The 15,859-nt window shown below is 65.3% G+C and carries 14 protein-coding genes and 2 pseudogenes; 4 read left to right on the forward strand and 12 right to left on the reverse strand.

The features are described 5' to 3' along the window. Positions 1–8 precede the first annotated feature (8 nt). Complete coding sequence (locus QZV97_RS14005; RefSeq protein WP_295643204.1) at positions 9–1,064, forward strand: DMT family transporter; 1,056 nt, start codon at positions 9–11, stop codon at positions 1,062–1,064. 103 nt (positions 1,065–1,167) lie between these two features. Here QZV97_RS14005 and QZV97_RS14010 read toward each other — a convergent pair whose 3' ends face one another. The 3 genes and pseudogenes from QZV97_RS14010 to radC form a co-directional block, all read right to left on the reverse strand. Further along, positions 1,168–1,440: a hypothetical protein gene (locus tag QZV97_RS14010; RefSeq protein ID WP_295643207.1), complete on the reverse strand. Its 273-nt coding sequence runs from the start codon at positions 1,438–1,440 to the stop codon at positions 1,168–1,170. Positions 1,441–1,487: 47 nt separating this feature from the next. Next, the gene (locus QZV97_RS14015) at positions 1,488–1,796 is read right to left on the reverse strand and encodes a hypothetical protein (protein WP_295643210.1); all 309 of its coding nucleotides are present in this window, start codon (positions 1,794–1,796) and stop codon (positions 1,488–1,490) included. Between the two features lie 265 nt (positions 1,797–2,061). Beyond that, a pseudogene (gene radC / locus QZV97_RS14020) lies at positions 2,062–2,478 on the reverse strand (DNA repair protein RadC); the annotation flags it as partial. Between the two features lie 626 nt (positions 2,479–3,104). Between radC and QZV97_RS14025 the strand changes: the two are divergent. Further along, the gene (locus QZV97_RS14025) at positions 3,105–3,320 is read left to right on the forward strand and encodes a hypothetical protein (protein WP_295643215.1); all 216 of its coding nucleotides are present in this window, start codon (positions 3,105–3,107) and stop codon (positions 3,318–3,320) included. Positions 3,321–3,371: 51 nt separating this feature from the next. Here QZV97_RS14025 and QZV97_RS14030 read toward each other — a convergent pair whose 3' ends face one another. Beyond that, positions 3,372–3,869, reverse strand: coding sequence for a hypothetical protein (locus QZV97_RS14030; RefSeq protein WP_295643218.1), 498 nt, complete (start codon positions 3,867–3,869; stop codon positions 3,372–3,374). A 993-nt stretch (positions 3,870–4,862) separates the two neighbouring features. Further along, positions 4,863–5,297, reverse strand: coding sequence for a hypothetical protein (locus QZV97_RS14035; protein ID WP_295643220.1), 435 nt, complete (start codon positions 5,295–5,297; stop codon positions 4,863–4,865). A gap of 361 nt (positions 5,298–5,658) precedes the next feature. Here QZV97_RS14035 and QZV97_RS14040 point away from each other — a divergent pair, with 361 nt between their 5' ends. Continuing rightward, positions 5,659–6,075 carry a helix-turn-helix domain-containing protein gene (locus QZV97_RS14040; protein ID WP_295643223.1) on the forward strand — a complete coding sequence of 139 codons (417 nt, stop codon included), beginning with the start codon at positions 5,659–5,661 and terminating at the stop codon, positions 6,073–6,075. Between the two features lie 7 nt (positions 6,076–6,082). Here the strand turns inward: QZV97_RS14040 and QZV97_RS14045 are convergent, their stop codons facing one another. The 4 genes from QZV97_RS14045 to QZV97_RS14060 are packed head-to-tail and all read right to left on the reverse strand — an operon-like array spanning position 6,083 to position 7,292. Then, positions 6,083–6,403 (reverse strand): YnfA family protein, encoded by a 321-nt coding sequence (locus QZV97_RS14045; RefSeq protein ID WP_295643225.1) that lies wholly within the window; start codon positions 6,401–6,403, stop codon positions 6,083–6,085. A 33-nt stretch (positions 6,404–6,436) separates the two neighbouring features. Beyond that, positions 6,437–6,649 carry a GDCCVxC domain-containing (seleno)protein gene (locus tag QZV97_RS14050; RefSeq protein ID WP_295643228.1) on the reverse strand — a complete coding sequence of 71 codons (213 nt, stop codon included), beginning with the start codon at positions 6,647–6,649 and terminating at the stop codon, positions 6,437–6,439. A gap of 4 nt (positions 6,650–6,653) precedes the next feature. Continuing rightward, positions 6,654–6,932 (reverse strand): cation transporter, encoded by a 279-nt coding sequence (locus QZV97_RS14055; RefSeq protein WP_295643231.1) that lies wholly within the window; start codon positions 6,930–6,932, stop codon positions 6,654–6,656. 12 nt (positions 6,933–6,944) lie between these two features. Next, the gene (locus QZV97_RS14060; RefSeq protein WP_295643233.1) at positions 6,945–7,292 is read right to left on the reverse strand and encodes a mercuric transporter MerT family protein; all 348 of its coding nucleotides are present in this window, start codon (positions 7,290–7,292) and stop codon (positions 6,945–6,947) included. 72 nt (positions 7,293–7,364) lie between these two features. On the opposite strand from QZV97_RS14060, the gene merR reads away from it, so the two are divergent. Then, complete coding sequence (gene merR, locus QZV97_RS14065) at positions 7,365–7,763, forward strand: Hg(II)-responsive transcriptional regulator (RefSeq protein WP_295643236.1); 399 nt, start codon at positions 7,365–7,367, stop codon at positions 7,761–7,763. Positions 7,764–8,065: 302 nt separating this feature from the next. On the opposite strand, the gene QZV97_RS14070 is transcribed toward merR, so the two are convergent. The 3 genes and pseudogenes from QZV97_RS14070 to QZV97_RS14080 all read right to left on the reverse strand — a co-directional run. Next, positions 8,066–11,197: a hypothetical protein gene (locus QZV97_RS14070; RefSeq protein WP_295643240.1), complete on the reverse strand. Its 3,132-nt coding sequence runs from the start codon at positions 11,195–11,197 to the stop codon at positions 8,066–8,068. Next, entirely contained in the window at positions 11,194–14,775 is a 3,582-nt protein-coding gene (locus QZV97_RS14075; protein ID WP_295643243.1) for a helicase-related protein, read from the reverse strand. The genes QZV97_RS14070 and QZV97_RS14075 overlap by 4 nt, the downstream gene beginning before the upstream one ends. A gap of 380 nt (positions 14,776–15,155) precedes the next feature. After that, positions 15,156–15,859, reverse strand: a pseudogene (locus QZV97_RS14080) (DEAD/DEAH box helicase); the annotation flags it as partial.

The raw sequence follows: 15,859 nt of genomic DNA on the forward strand, positions 1-15,859 counted from the left end.
TCAAGTAGATGACTTTGTCTGTCCAGACTTTGCCTGCCCTCCGCGGCGGCCTGCTCGCGCTGCTGGCTGCGGCGCTGTTCGGCGTCAGCACGCCGCTGGTGCAACAGTTCGGCGCCGGGCTCGGAGCCTTCAGCACGGCCGCACTGCTCTACGCAGGCGCGGCCGCGGTCGGATTGCTGTCGCGCCAGCGCATCGACCGCGAGGCACGGTTGCAGCGCGCCGATCTGCCCCGGCTGCTGGCGATGGCGGGTTTCGGTGCCGTGGTCGGCCCGGTTGCGCTGGCCTGGGGGCTGCAGAACACCAGCGGCACCAGCGCCTCGCTGATGCTGACGCTGGAAGCCTTGTTCACTGCCGTGCTGGCCTGGCGCCTGTACCGCGAGACGATGGACGGGCGGGTCTGGATCGCGATGGGTCTGCTGCTGGCCGGCGGCATGGTGCTGGTGCTCGACCAGGGACGCACCGGGGGCGCGCAGCTGTGGGGCCTGCTGGCCGTGTTGCTGGCCACCGCGGCATGGGGCGTGGACAACACGCTGTCGCGGGCGCTGGCGGAGCGCGATCCGGGGCAGGTGGTGATGGCCAAGGCGGTGCTGGGTGCGTCGGCCACCGTCGCCCTGGCGGTGCTGTTCGGCGAGCCCGTGCCCTCGGCCGGCACCGCGCTGGCCCTGTTCGCCGTCGGTGCCTCGGGATACGGCCTCAGCCTGCGCTTCTACCTGCTGGCGCAACGGGCGTTCGGTGCGGCGCGCACCGGGTCGGTCTTTGCGTTCGCGCCCTTCATCGGTGCCGCGTTCGCCGTTGCCTTGGGCGACCGCTACGCCAGTGGCCTGATGGTGCTCGGCAGCGGGTTGATGCTGGCCGGCGTCGTGCTGCACCTGGTGGAATCGCATGGCCACGAACACGAGCACGAAGCACTGGAGCACGAGCACGCCCACCGCCACGACGACGGCCACCACACCCACATGCACCAGCCCATGCCGGCGGGTGAACACAGTCATCGGCATCGGCACGAGCCACAACGGCATGGGCATGCGCACGTGCCTGACGCGCACCACGCGCACCGACACTGAGCAGCCGCGCGCTTGAAGTCGGCGCCATCCGTTGCGAGCTTCGAAAGTGGGGAAGCCAGGCCTGTGGAGGCCTGAGCTTCCCCGGTTCGAACGCCGACCCGCGTCAGGCCGACAACTCCGTGGCGCGCCCGTCGGGCGCATGCTCGACGATCCGGTTGCCAGCACGCTGGACGCCGTCGGCGACGACGGCATCGATCATCGAGCGCGGCACCGGGACGTCGAGTTCTTCGAGTTGACGTACCACCGTGGCGATGTCGCGCCAGTCTGCCGCCGGCTCATCCAGGCTGCTGTACGCAGGCTCCTCGGCCTCGGCACCCGGCGCATCGTCCCAGAGTTGCAGGAAGAACTCGTTGAGCGGCCGGTCGTAGCCCATCACGACGAGCAATGGGCTTGTACCGCGCACCGTGCGCAGATGGTGCCGGCTCATGGCGCTTCCCCTGGGTCTTCGAAGCATTCGATGCCTTCGACCGTGGCGCCGTGCACGTCGAACTTGAGCCAGACGATCCCCGCGCGTTCGGCCAGCCCGAACAGCTGGGCGAGGTCGGCTTCCAGCGGTGTGTCATAGCGCGGTGCGCCGACGTAGACGAAGCCACCGGTGAGCGTCGGATAGGCATTCACGGACAACTGGTCCTCCTGCAGAAGTTGGCGTGTGGCCGGTGAAAGGTGCGCGGTCGACAGCGCGACGAGGGGCTCCGCAAGCTCGCGCAGACGGGCCAGGACGAGTTCGCTCATGACGCCCTCCCGGCAGGCCGGAGAGACGGGCTCGGCGGCGCTTTCGCACGCCGGTTGAAGTCGATGCCGCAATCGCGGCAGCGGTACCAGCGCAGGCGGCCGAGTTGGCCGAGTGGCACGCCCCGGCCCGGGCAGACCGGGCAGGCAGGCGGTTGCGGCGATATGCCGGTGAACATGGTGTTGCTCCTTCTCTTCTCGGAAGGGGCGCTCGCCCACGAGGGCGATACGCCCCCTCGGGGTTGTCGATGGCGGCGGTTGCCGCGGGTCAGATCAGTCCGCGTTCGGCGAACGACGCGCACTGGTCGCCGGCCACGACGAAGTGGTCCAGGACCCGGACGTCGACCAGCGCGAGCGCCGACTTGAGGGTCTGCGTCAGGAACTCGTCGGCACGGCTCGGCTCGGCCGAGCCGCTCGGGTGGTTGTGCGCCAGCGCCACCGCGGCGGCGTTGCGCTCCAGCGCGCTCTTGACGATCTCGCGTGGGTAGACCGAGGTCTGCGTCAGCGTGCCGCGGAACATCTCGACGGCACTGATCAGCCGGTTCTGGGCGTCGAGAAACAGCACGATGAAAACCTCGTGCTGCAGCCCGGCGCAGTGCAGGCGCAGCCAGTCGCGCAGCGCCTGCGGCGAGTTCATCACCGGGCCGGCGCTCAGTTGAGCGCGCAGGTCGCGCATCAGCAATTCACGCGCGACGCCGAGCTTGTGGTCGAGCAAGGTGTCGCTCGCCTCGGCGGCGACGGCCGCGGTACCGAAGTAGGCGGACTCGAGGTCGTTGACCTGATCCGCGTGTGGATGGTCCTTGGGCAGGACGGGGGCGAGCAGGGCGCCGATCAGCTCGGCGCGCGACATGGCAGCAAGGTTCTGCATGGCGTTCTCCATGGGGTTCATCGAAAGGACGAACGGGAACGCCGCCCCAGCCGGGAACGGGTTCCCGAGCGGGTGGCGCCGCGAGGGCGCCGAAGGGGGCAGGTGACGACTGCTACGCCTGGCCGGGCCAGGACCTCCTGTCGGAGGGTTCGATCTCGCGATCGGTTGCCGCGTCAGTGTCGTCGGGACGGGGTTCGGCTGACCGGGTGGCGATGCGAACGCCACCCGAGCGAGCCGGAGGAATGGGAGAGTTCTGCGTGGCGCCAGTGCCCGGTGTCGCGTCGCGTGCCCGCAACGGGGCGCCATGTGGCTGCGACTCGAATCGCAGCGGGACGCGACTGGAGTCGAACTGGCGAAGAAAGTCCAACGAGCGCGTGTTTTGCGCTTGCAGGGGTGCGCGGCTTGGCGCGAGTATGGCGGCAAGACCCTCGTTCGCGCCCGCCATGATCCGCCTTGGAACCCACATTCGACTGACTCGGCCCGAGGCCGAACGGCTGGTCCGGCTCACCGACATCGAGCCGGTGAACATCCACACGGCGGCGGACCTGGACGCCTATGTGGCCCGCTGCAAGGCGCACTACTGGGGCCGCTCGCGCGACACGCAGTTCCTGCACTGGCTGATCGACCAGGAGCGAGCCAGACTCGAAGTCGCGGCGTAGAGAAGGAAAGGGAGCCCCGAAGCACGAGGGCTTCGGGGCGAAGGGGTGGCGTCAGGCCGTGCGCGCCGCAGCGGGCGCTGGCGCCACGGTGTCCGACGAAGGCTGCCGCGTGGCCTTGGGGTCGAAAGCGGCAAGGGCCTGGGCGACGTCGGCGTCGCGCCGGAGTTCCCGCACCTTCGCTGCCGCTGGTTCGCGACGCATCTCGGGCAGGCACTCGACGAGCAGATCGATCGCGCGTGAGGTCTTCAGCCGAAGCGTACGCAGCGGCTCGACGACGAGCACGCGGCCAGCCTGCCGCACGAACTGCCCGATCCGCTTGTTGCGCTGCGTCCGCGCCTTGTGCGCGCGCAGCGATTCGCGGCAGCTCAGGTACAGCGCGAGGTGGTCGTGCCGCGCCTGCGCGTCGGCATCGAGCTGGGCCAGCACCTCGGCGGCGATGTCGGCTTGGCCGACCTGCCGGTAGAAGCGGACCCAGGCGCGTTCCTCTTCGATCTCCACGGCCGAGCGCTTCGCCTTGCGCGGAGCCGGGTAGGGTCTGTCGTTCAACATGGGGTGGACTCCTTGGTCGGCGAGCGCACCGGCACCCCGAGGGGAGACGGTGGACTCCCCTGGTTGGAAGATCGCCGACGAATCGGCATCGTTGGCGATGGGACGCGGAACGCGACCTGTCGGCCTCGTCGGGCGAGTGTCTGGCCGTGAGACCAGGCGACTCGCCGACGAATGCACTCTCACGCCGCGGCAGGGCGCAGCAGGGCGGCCAGTCGCGGTGGCGGCGGGACCTGCGCGCGAACGCGTCCCGACCCTCCGAGCAGCACGCCGACGGGCCGTGGCGCTCTCGTTGCTTGACTTGCACACATGGCAGTTCTCCTTCGTGAAGCGAAGGGGAACGCCGCTCCCGTCGGGGAACATGGTTCCCCGTCTGGGATGCTTCGGCCCGCGTGGGTCGAAGCGGCTGGATGGCAAGCCACGGCCCCGTAAGGGGTGTGGTTCGCCATGAAAGGAAGGCCCGCGGTCTTTCGATCGGGGCCTTGCTCGGCGCCTGGCATGACGCTGCTTGCGCAGCGCATGTCGGCGCTGGTGAAGCCAGCACGTCGGCGGCTTCATCCACTCCGGCGCCCGCACGGTGGCGGGAGCCGTTGACGGACCGCATGGGGCGGCCTGACCAGGCAGGGCCTGGTGCTCGAGGGCGGGTAACGACCGCGACGCCAGCAAGGCTGGACTTCAGCGCAGCCGAGGCTCCGGTGAAGGCTTTGCAGGCACGATGCCCACAGGTAGCGCCACCAGTGTTGGGCGGTGGCCTTGCCGAAGCAAGGGTGCTGGTGCGGGCGTCGATGACCGCCACGCGCAAATGTGCGCCTTCGCCGGTCCTGTGACGTGGCGGAGTCGGTCGACCCCGTCAGCGACGACGGAATCGATGGTCAAGCCCGGCGAGCACTCGCGTTCGTTTGCCGACATGGCCGTCGCTTGAAGACACGCAGCACGGTCAGCCTTTCCGTCGCGCGCCATTCGCGCAGCGTTGAGCGAAGAGCGCTGGCGTGCGCATCATCGGCGGCCGCCGCTGCTGCAACCGCCGGATGGACCACAGGCGCAATCCAGCCGCGCCGCCTGCCCGACGAAGTGCGCGTAGAGCAGCGGTACGAACTCGCCGGCTTCGGCCGGCGCGGTGATGTCGAGATGCACCGCATCGGGCGTCCGGTGCATGTCGAACTGCAGGAACGCGCAGCACTGACGTTCCCGCGCCACGAGCCGCTCGAGCTGCGCCGCGGCACCGAGGCCATAGCGAAGGTGCAGCGTGCGGCCTTCCTGTTCATGGTGCAGCAACGCGTGGTCGGCCAGTGCGCTGATTTCGGCAAAGCGGGACCTCAGCTCCCGTGCCTCCAGCGTGCAGGCGATCGGCACACTGACATCAGCGTGCCGGTCGTTCACGACGAAGCCCTCGCGCCGCCACCGGCGCAGGAGGACGGCGGACAGCCGCAAGCGGCAGCCGATGCTGCCGCGGCCTCGCGGGCACGGGCTCGCCGTCGGTTGTGAAGAACGATGGCGATCCCCAGTGCCGCTGTGGCGATGAGCACGGCGGCAGCAGCCTGCCAGCCCAGTACGGCCAGGCCAAGCCCGGAAGCAGTGAGCCCCGCCAGCAGGGGCAGCGCAAGGGGAATGGCACAGCAAGCGGCGCAGGCGGCAGCGACACCGAATACGGCCCAGACTTTCTTCATCGTGTCCTCATGGGTAGCGGGGCGCGGCACCCCGATACACTCACTGTAGAACCTCAAGTGACTTGAGATGCAAGAGGCCTTCCATGAAAACCCCGCAGACCGAAGCGGCACTGACGATCGGTGCGTTGGCCGATCGCAGCGGCTGCAGCGTACCGACGATCCGCTACTACGAGGAGATCGGTCTCATCCCGTCGGCGAGGCGCCGCGACAGTGGCCACCGCGTGTACGACGCGAGCGCCGTGGACTTGCTCACCTTCGTGCGGCATTGCCGGGACTTCGGCTTTCCGATCGAGCAAGTCCGCGAACTGGTGTCGCTTGCTGCCAGCGAACAGCGCGACTGCTTCGAGACACTGGACATCGCACAGGCACACCTGAAGACCGTGCGGGCCAAACTCGCCGAACTGAGCGCGCTGGAGCGCAGCCTGGCGCGCTTCGCGAAGTCCTGCTCCGAGATGTGCGCCGGCGGTCCGGCCGCGCGTTGCACGATCCTCAGGGATCTGGGCTCGGCGCCATCCACCGTTGCAGCGAACTGCTGCGGCTGAGTCGGCGCTAGCGCGCCGGCTGAAACATGATGATGCCCATGCCGAGAAGGGCCACCGCGACGCCTGCCATGTCCCACGGTGTCGGACGCACCTGGTCAACGGCCCACAGCCACGCGAGCGCCACTCCCACGTAGACGCCCCCATAGGCCGCGTAGACGCGCCCGGCGGCGGTGGCATGCAGGGTCAGCAGCCAGGCAAAGAGCGCCAGGCTCAAGGCGGCAGGAACCAATAGCCAGACCGAGCGACCCTGCTTCAACCACAGGTAGGGCAGATAGCAGCCGACGATCTCGGCCAAGGCCGTGACGACGAACAGCAGGAAAGTCTTCATCGCCCCATTCTGCCGGGGCGCATCCGCCGCGGGTCAACCGCAGCACGACCTGCTTGCCTGGACCGGAGGACACTTCACCGAGCCGTAGGAGCAGAACACGCAGCAGTCGCCCGGCCGTGGCTTCAGGAGCGTCTTGCAGGCCACGCATTGGTAGAAGAACTGGCAGGCGTCGACCGGCATGGTCTCGTGCGCAACGTGGCCGCACTGCGGGCACGTCAGCGCGGACTCGACGACGAGGGTGGCCATGCGCTTACTTGCGGGGCGTCGACGGAAAGCCGGCTTCGGTGGTCGCCTTCACCAGCGCCGCCACGTCGGCCTTGCCGGCCTCGAACCGGACCGTCGCGGTCTTGCGCTCGAAGTCGATCTTGGCATCGGTGACGCCGGGTACCTTCTGCAGCGACTTCTTGACCGTGATCGGGCACACGCTGCAGCTCATGTTCTGTACGTCGAGGATGGCTGTCTGCTCGCCGCCGGCCAGCACCGCGACGGGAATGACGAGAGCGAGGGCCGCGGCGAGGATCTTGCGCATCGTGGGGTTCCTTCAGTAGAAGAGTGGCGCCATCCATGGCACCGCGAGCAAGCTGGCCAGGGCGACAACGACGATCCAGAACACCAGTCGTTGTCGCGTGACGATCCGCGGATCGGCGCAGGGCGTGCCGTGCTCGCAGACTTGGGGCATGAGGTAAAGGCGGCGGAACGCCAGCGCGACGAAGAGCAGGGTCGCGCCGATGAAGAACGGGCGCATCGGTTCCAAGGCCGCCAGGTTGGCCACCCAGGCCCCGCCGATGCCCATCAACAACAGCACGAGTGGCCCGACGCAGCAGATCGACGCCCCGATGGCTGCCAATGCGCCCGCAACGAGCGAACCCTTGACGTTGAGCGATGCCACCGCGACCTCCGAACCTATCACGACGAACGCAGTCTAGAGTCCGTACCATGGTACGGAGTCAAGGGGTGAGACGTGGCGTCTGAACTGTCAATCGGGCGGCTGGCCGCCGAGGCTGGTGTCAACGTGGAGACGATCCGCTACTACCAGCGGCGCGGCTTGCTCGCGGAGCCGGAAAGGCCGCTCAACGGGCAGCGCCGCTACCCGGCCGAACTCACCAAGCACGTACGCTTCATCAAGCGCGCGCAGGTGCTCGGTTTTACGCTCGAGGAGATTGCAGGCCTGCTGCGGCTCGAAGAGGCGCGCGCCTGCGCCGAAACGCGAGAGCTGGCGGACCGCAAGCTGCAAGTCATCGACAGCAAGCTGGCCGACCTCAAGGCCATGCGCAAGGCGCTCGCCAAGCTGGTGCGCCAGTGCGATGCGCCCGACAGCAAAAGCTGCTGCCCCATCATTCACGCGCTGGCGGCGGACTGACCTGCCGTTCAGTCGGCGCTCGGCGAGGGCCACGCCGATGTGAGGAGAGACCCTCCCCGCCGTAGCGGGGAGGGTCCAAAGCCGCTGTCAGACGGCGAGCTTCGCGTCCTCGGATCGGCCGGGCTGCGCGATTCGTCGGGCAGTGCGGTGAGGTGATCGCGTCGCGAGGTGGCTCACCGTCTGGCATCGGCCAGACACTGCCGATCACGAGCAACGGGCTCGCGAAAGTTCGCTGCGCCGCAAGCGAATGGAAGCTCCTTGCCGGACAGGGCAAAGCCTTGGCGCTTGCATCGAGAAGCCACCTACGCTTCCTCCCCCGATAGCAAGCAAGCTCGTACGTCAGCCAAGTGCATCTGGGTGAAGTAGATGGTGGTCGCAACACCACCCAACTCAATCTCGACCTCGCTGCCAGCCACCGTCGCAATCAGTTCTTCCATGCTGTCCCTCTGCGCATTTGCATGGCGATATGCCGCAGCGTGATTGGGACATAGCGCCAAGTAGGCTTCGCGGTATCGCTTCTTCGCATCCGCAACGACCTCGACCGCTTCGAAGTAGAAGGCCCCCGAAGCAAGCTTGAACGGCATCTTGGTCTTACAGACCTGGCAAATCAGATCTCCTCGGCTGTCCCGATACTGGTCCTCCAGGTACTGCTTGCTCGCAATCTTCGCGGCATCCGCTCCTAGTTGCACGGAGCGTGCTCGGACCTCAGCCTCCTTTGCCGGCGTGAGGCGGGCTTGTTCTCCGACTCGTGCGGCGCGGAGGTCGGCGTTTCGTACAGGACGTTCAGGCAGCTCCACCTGCTCATCAGCGGTCTCTCTGGCGCGGTCGAGCACTCTCACCTGCTCGTCCTTCGGAAGCTTTGAGAACTCGAGCGCCCGCTGATAGTCCTCGTCGCTTTCAAATCCAAGCTCCGCGCGCTTAGCGGCCCGTGCAATCGACTCGGCGCTACGCTTTCGCTCATCCGAGCCGAACTCGACCAGCTGCAGCCACTGATACGAAAGGTCGTAGGGAAACCCTTCCGGAAGCTTGGCAGTCGTCGCCTGCTTCGGAGTCACAAACGTGCCATCTCTTTGCGGCACCCACGCGGAGTCACGCAGCCAGCAGACGAGTTGGGAGTTCGCATAGTGCGAACCGTGGCTGGCGTTTCTTTGGAATCGAGCCTTCAGCACCTGCGACGGTGCCTTGCTCATCGCACTCCAGACAAGTCGAGAGCCTTCCACCGTCTTCAGACGCAGCATGTCGCCCGTGCGCTTCGTCACTGCAAAATCTCGATTGACTGGTGAGGAGTACCGTTCACCTCCCACTTGAAGGAGATAGCCGTACTTCTCGTTCCTGCTGCAGTCAACCTCCAGCCACAGACCCTGAAAGTCCTGCTCGACTCCCACGAACAGAGCGAACTTGGCAAACTTGTCGAGCGAGAGTCCTTGGTCCTTGTACCAGGCGCTTAGCGGCCAACGGCGGTCACCTTCGTCCTTGATGGACTCGTAGAACCCTCGAAGGCCGGTGCTCAAGATGGGTGCGTCGATGTAGGCGTGTCCTGCCTGGGCCCATTCGAACTCAGGCGCGTCGACACGGAAGAGGAATGCTGACTCGAACAGGCTTCGGCTGTGCGGGTTTCGCTCGGCAAAGGCCATCAGGCGCTTAAGGTCGGAGAGGTACACCTTGTCAGAGGGAGCGTCTCCATCAGGCCCGTACCGAGCCTTCAGCAGCAGCGTCACCTCCTCGAGTTCTCCGGGCACCTTGACGCCAATGCTGACGAGAAACTTCCGCGCGTCCGACTGCTGACCCTTCCTCGTCCCGACCGTGAGAATCTCTTCGTCGATACGAGGCAACGGATCCTTCTTGCTTGGAACGCCTGTCTGGAAGAAGGCGTCCTTGGCAAGCCGGTAGGACCCATCGACGGTTCGCACGATTTGTGCCTCGTGCAGGTCGAATACGTCCCCTTCGTCATCGCAGTACTTGCCGAGGATGGCGTAGAGCGCTTGGTGCCACTCCAGCGGCTTCGCCGCCATCCATTTCAAGACGAGCGGGTCCACACGTGCACCGGTCCAATAGCGAGAACTCACACGAGCTCGAGACTCAAAGAAGTCCTTGAGGTCTTCGGCATCCCAACTTGCTATCCCAAGGCTCGCCAAGAACTTGTCCTGCGCCTGGCTTTTTTGCGGCGCCGTGATTGCCCAAGTGGGCTGGTCGCTCCGGCCTGTGACGAATGCCAAGTCCTCATCAGACAGCAACGCCTTGAGCGACGCTCGCGCTTGGCAGAGACGTGACGCTGGCGCGTACCTGCCCGCGAATGTTGGCACGAGCGCCTGTGCCTTCATCTCCGCGACGACGGCCGCCCGGATGACCTTGTAGCGCTCCGGCAGAGAGTCGTCGTTGTTCGGGAGTACTGCCAAGAAGTCGCCGCTCAGCAGACCGAGGTCCTTGATGACGTGCAGCGCCCTGGCACTGAGGCGTGCCAGCTGTTCAAACAGCGGTGTGTTCTCGGGAGTGTTTTTGATGCTTGCGCGACTGAGTTCTGGAACGAAGGGTGCGTGCAGGTGATAGCGAAGCCCCGACACCTCCTTGTCCGCCGGAAAGAACACGGACACCATTCCTCGTTCCGACGGGATGATGCGTAGCTGGTCGGCGATTGGCTTCTTGGGGTCAAAGGACTTCTGTTCGCCACGGAAGGCGAGTTCGAAGGCGATGGCGACGGCCTGCTTCTCGATGCCAGCTATCGGGGCCGAGAACTGATGGACGTCGGAGACGGTGGCCGCGAACCGCAGCCATTGGGAGCTCTGTACATCGCGACCCTCGACCTGCTTGAGTACCTCGATGTGCGATGGCGAGTACTCATGGCGAAGTACCGCGCCTTCAACACCCTCTACTCGCCACCGGATGTACTGGAGGCTTCGAAGGAAGAGCAGCGTGGTCTCAGAGAGTTGCTGCAGCCCGGCCTTCACCTCGGCATAAGCTGTCTCTTTGTTCTTCTTCGGATTGTTGAAAGGGAACTCGAAGCGCGTTCGCTTCCCAAGTGCTTCCCGCCCTGGCACCGGCACGGGCAGAAAGCGCCGCTCAATCTGGAAGCTGTACTTCGACGAGTAGACGGTTGGGCTGCTCGTGTAGGTATAGACGGACTTGAAGCCGACGCCGAACTTGCCGATGCGGTCGGGGTCATCCTTCTTGGTGCTGTTGTTGATGCCTGTGATGGCGTCAATGTCGTCCAGGTTGAACTGCCGTTCTCCGTTGTGCTCGAACACGCATTTCGAATCGGAGAGCTCGAACATCACCTCCGTCGCACCTGTGTCCTCGGCGTTCTGAAGGAGTTCGTAGATGAAGTGCGCCTCGTCCGGATAGAAGTCGTCGAAGATGTCGAGGTTGATGCCCTTGTTCTTGGCAAGCGCGGCCAAGAACTCCCGCCGCTGGGCGGCAAGTTCCTCCAGGCTGGTCACTGTGCCCTCCGCACTTCAAGGACGCCGAACACCGCGGGCGTCGCCTTGATGTCTCCGCTCTCGGCAGCCTTTCTGAGCGCAGCCACGCGAACGTCAAAGTCCACCTGAGCGCGCTCCAACTCCGCCTGCTTCATCACGCGAATCTTGTCGTTCGTGGCCCGTCCGATTTGCTCCTCCAGAAGGGCACGTCGCGCGGTGAAGCTCGCAGTCAGACTCTGGATTCGAACCCCGACAAGCTGGCGGTTGTCTTCTGCGTGCTGCGTGGACTCCCGCAGCCACAACTGGTGGTGTACCTTGTCCAGGTCATCCCACACCTGTTGACCTGGAAGTTCCAATCCTGACGCGTCAACGGCAGACGGAAGCACCTCCAGCAACGCGTCAGCTACCGCCGGGCTCTCGGTCACGGGAATCAGGTCCTCGTCGCGCTTAGCCCCTTGTCTGGCCCAACGATAGAGAGCGAAGGGATGGACACCTTCCGGCAGCACCTCGTTGACGACGGATAGACGTACGGCAATAGCGTCGGCTTCCTGGAGAAACGCTGCGGCCTGGCGAAGCAGCGGATGACCCAAGGAAAGTAGTGCGGCGCTAGCGTTCTCGACCGCCGCCTCCTGCTCGAAGGTTACCGAGAGGGTTGGAGATGTTCCCTTTAGCCATCGCTCCCACGCCCTGTGCATGGGGTCCGTGGAACGAGGAAGCTTGCGGAAGTCCTCCAACAGAGTCGCCCGCGCTTCTTGGCCCAACCGCAACGTCTTCAGAGCCTTTTCTCCGAGAAGGTAGTCCTGCTCCTTCCCTAGCCGACGAGCCAAGTACGAACCGACCGCCAAGCCGAGGGCCCGGGGCTCTAGCCAATGGCTACGCGACCTCGCCAGCCGCTGCTCCCAAGACGCAGCAGCGAGGTTGAGTCCGAACAGTTCGCCCTGACGCTCCTCCAAGCGCTGTTCCTCCTCAATCTGCCGAATTTTGTTGTCCGACAGTTGGAGAAGGCGCTGCTGTCGCTCCTCATCGCTGAGCGTGAACGACTCGGCTATGTTGTGCAGTTCCTTGGTGATTTCGCCGAGGATTTCCTCGTTGCCGCCGATGGCGTGCTGGAAGACGCCAATACGACTGAGACAGCGGTCAAAAATCTCCGCGTCTATCGTGCCTGGGGTTATGAAGTTGAAGATGCCGACTGCCTCGCTGGCTTGCCCATAGCGGTCAATCCGGCCGATGCGCTGCTCGACGCGCATTGGATTCCACGGAAGGTCAAAGTTGACAAGGCAGTCGCAGAACTGGAAGTCGAGGCCTTCGCAGCCAACTTCGGACGAGAGCAGGACGTCAAGAGCTTCCTCACTCTCCTTGGGCAACGCGAAGCGCCGTCGAAGTGCCGACCGCTCCTCATCGGGTATCCCGCCATGGACGAGGCCGAACCGAACGTTGGCCGCCGTCAACTTGCCCACCAAGTAGCGGAGCGTGTGGCGGAAGGTGCTAAAGACCAGCACCTTGTTGCGCGGCATGGCCAGCTTGTCAGCCACCACCTTCATGAACGCCGCGGCCTTCGGGTCATTGGGGTCCAAGCTACTTGCTCGCCGAAGCAGCGACTCGATGTCCCCGCGAATTTGCTCAACAAAGTCGAACTCGCGCTCAACTCCGTCGTCTGGGTCATCGGCCTCTTCAAGGCTCGCGAGCTTGCCCCGCAGAATGTCCCGCAGCGCGGGTGCCAGACCATAGAGACTGCTTGCGGCCTGCCGGCTCACTGTCGACATCATGAACTTGACGTTCAGGTTCCCATGGAGCCTTGCGAGGATTCGGGCGATGACGCTCAACAGGTCGTCGTGGAGTTCCTTCTGGCTTGGGGTGAACTCTGTGCTGACCGTCTCAGCTTTCCGAGTCGTGAACTCACCGATGTCTCGGCGCCTGGTGCGGTTGATGAGTGAACTGAAGGTGAACAGGCCCTCCAATGAGTAGATGGTCTTGATACGCGACGCGCCGTCCTCGGCGCCCTCAGCCAGACCATCGTAGATGTGCTGAAAGCCAGGGTTGATGGCCAGCACCTCGCGGCCCCACGTCGTTGCAGCCACCTCTCGCAGTTGCTCCCTGACCAGCTCTGACCAACCAGTCTCGCCTCGGCGGCACGCCTGAATCGCGGCGTTGATGAACTGATTGGGCTCGGCCATCTGCTCAAAGCTGGCCGGGTCGATGATGACGTCGGGACGCAGGACGTTAAGCAGCGTGTACAGGTCGTCCCGGCCGAGCTGAACTGGCGTCGCCGAAAGGAACACCACGGCCTCCGCGTTGTCAGCAAAGTACCGAACCGCCTGATGAAGAAACGTCTCGCTGTTCCGGATGTGGTGAGCTTCGTCGACGATGACGAGGTCGAACTTTGGCGGAGGGTCTAGCTCCAGCAGGCCTGGGTCCCTTGCCTTGCCTCTGCCTGACCTACCAAAGAGCAGGTCGTTGTCGAACAGTGACGTGGGCAGAATTGCCCTCTCGTACTGCGCGGGCCACTCTCCGCCAAGATGTGTCTCCTTGATGCAGTGTCGGAGCAACGAGCCATCGAGATGCACGAAGTGCTCGTCGAAGCGCTTCATCTCCAGTTCCCATTTGCGCTCGGTGACAAGCGCCTTGGGGCAGATGATGAGCACCGACTTGATGTCGCTTCGTGCCTGCAGTTCCTTGAGGATGAGGCCGGCCTCGATGGTCTTGCCGACGCCCACCTCGTCAGCGACCAGCAGACGGGGTCGGTCTGCTCGTATGAGCTTGAACACCGGTCGGTACTGATACGGGACGAAGCGAACTCGACCGGAGTTCAAGGAGTACAGCGCCGACGCGGACGGCGAAGACAGTTGGGCGGCACTAAGCAGAGACGACAACTCGGCTGCCGTCAACGTCTTGCGGTCGGCCTCAGGCTCCTCTAGGGCCTGAAGCTGGCTTTCGTAGTACACCTGCCGCGCGCCGTTCTCGAAGACGCGGTACCGCGTCTCTACGGCCCCACCTGCCAGGACCTCGAGCACCGGGAACACCGCCGCCGGGTTCGACCGAAGACAAAGCAACTGACCCACAGCGAACTTGCTCGCGGACGCTGGAGCCGGTGCGGAGGCAGTCGCTGGCCTCGGAGCCGCGGCTTCGCTTGCTCCCACGGCAGGCGCGCCCCGAGGCTCGAGGTTTGGAGCGAGCCTACCCAGGGTCTCCGCCTTGAACGCCGAGAGGCGCTCCATCAGGTCCGGGCTCGCTCCCACGACGGCGAGCAGCCGCTCCAGGGTGTCCGCGTCGCGGAAGGCGTCTGTCGGCCCCACCCCTCCGGCTGGTGCATGTGCCCAGCGGTTCCGAGCGCTTTGCAGTTCCTTCACCCAGTTGCGGGCTTCCCGCGGCAGCGGGTTCACAGCGGCCAACTCGTTCCAGTTCTGGTCGAGGACACGTAGCACTGCCGCCAGGTCGAGGCCACTCAGGCTCTGAATTCGCCGGTCCTCTGCAAAGCGCTGCTGTTGGAAGGTCAGTCGGTCGACGACGTGCTCGCGCCACCAGTTCGCGCTGAGGCCCGGCAGCTTCGCCGCGAGCCATTTCGCAATGACGCCCGCAGACGCCTGAAGGAGTTCGTTCATCCCGCCCCCTGCCCGCAAGCCCGTTCCCAACTGGTCCAACCTGGGGGCAGCGGGCAAGGGTAGCGGGTCTCAATGTGTTGACCACGACCCTGTTCGTACCGCTAGGGTAGCAAGCATTTGGCCGGGTGCGACCACGGAGAGGGTTGCAGGAGACCAATGGCGTGATCCATAAGGCGGTTCAGGCGCACGGCTACGGAAAGCTTGAAGCGAAGTAGCCTGAATTGCCCAACGGCTGCTTTTCCGTCCAATCTTGGCGCCCGAAGTGCTGGATCGGGTCGTTGTGAACCGGCCAACGAACCGCACCTGAAGGAGTGCACGAAGGTCCCCCCTGAGCCGATGTAGAGGGCCCCTCCCGGGTGGGGGAGGGGCCAAAGTCGCTGTCAGGCGGCGAGCTTCGTGTCTTCGGCATCCATGCGGCTGGCGCCCGCCGAGTCCTGGTCGAGGTCGAGTTGGCGCTGCAGACGGCGCTGCCGCGCGAGGAGGTCCGCCAGGCGACCCTCATGCTCGAACGGGCGTTCGAGCTCGATCCTCAGATCGGCCAGGCGCTTGCCGCGCACCGCCAACTGCTGGCGTGTCGCATCGCGCTCCTTGGGCACCGAGGCCAGCACCGCGAACAGCGCCGCCACCAGGCCCTGGGCCGTCCGGTACACGTCGGCGTCGTACCGGCAGTGACCTTCGAGGTAGATGCCGGGAACGCCGTCGTCGCGGCTGGCGCGCAGTCCGAGCTTGAAGCCGGCGAACCGGCCGACGTGCTGCTCGACGCTGCCTTGCGCGGCTTTTGCCGCACGCACCAGCTGCCGCAGGCCTTCGCCGACCGCCTCCGAGCCGACCAGCACCTGGCCAGCCAGTTCAACGCGCATGTCGTTGACCGACACCGGCTCGGCACGCTCGCAGTCCTGCTCCAGCAACGCCAGCTTGCGCTCCAGCGACTCGATCAGCATCGGCAACCGCGCCACCTCGCTCTCGTTGGCATAGCGCTGGTTGCGCCACACCGAGAACAGCGTCGACAGCTTGGTCACCTCGGCATCCACGCCGGCCTTCTCGATCACGAGCGGGTTGCCCGAGGCCAGCGCCTTCACTTCGG

Source organism: uncultured Methylibium sp. (assembly GCF_902826655.1).
In the GTDB taxonomy this organism is placed as follows: Bacteria; Pseudomonadota; Gammaproteobacteria; order Burkholderiales; family Burkholderiaceae_C; genus Methylibium.

Coding starts and splice junctions, on each gene's coding strand:
- QZV97_RS14005 (WP_295643204.1), top strand. CDS start 9: ATGACTTTGTCTGTCCAGACTTTGCCTGCCCTCCGCGGCGGCCTGCTC.
- QZV97_RS14045 (WP_295643225.1), bottom strand. CDS start 6,403: ATGAAGACTTTCCTGCTGTTCGTCGTCACGGCCTTGGCCGAGATCGTC.
- QZV97_RS14025 (WP_295643215.1), top strand. CDS start 3,105: ATGATCCGCCTTGGAACCCACATTCGACTGACTCGGCCCGAGGCCGAA.
- QZV97_RS14075 (WP_295643243.1), bottom strand. CDS start 14,775: ATGAACGAACTCCTTCAGGCGTCTGCGGGCGTCATTGCGAAATGGCTC.
- QZV97_RS14050 (WP_295643228.1), bottom strand. CDS start 6,649: ATGGCCACCCTCGTCGTCGAGTCCGCGCTGACGTGCCCGCAGTGCGGC.
- QZV97_RS14030 (WP_295643218.1), bottom strand. CDS start 3,869: ATGTTGAACGACAGACCCTACCCGGCTCCGCGCAAGGCGAAGCGCTCG.
- QZV97_RS14015 (WP_295643210.1), bottom strand. CDS start 1,796: ATGAGCGAACTCGTCCTGGCCCGTCTGCGCGAGCTTGCGGAGCCCCTC.
- QZV97_RS14055 (WP_295643231.1), bottom strand. CDS start 6,932: ATGCGCAAGATCCTCGCCGCGGCCCTCGCTCTCGTCATTCCCGTCGCG.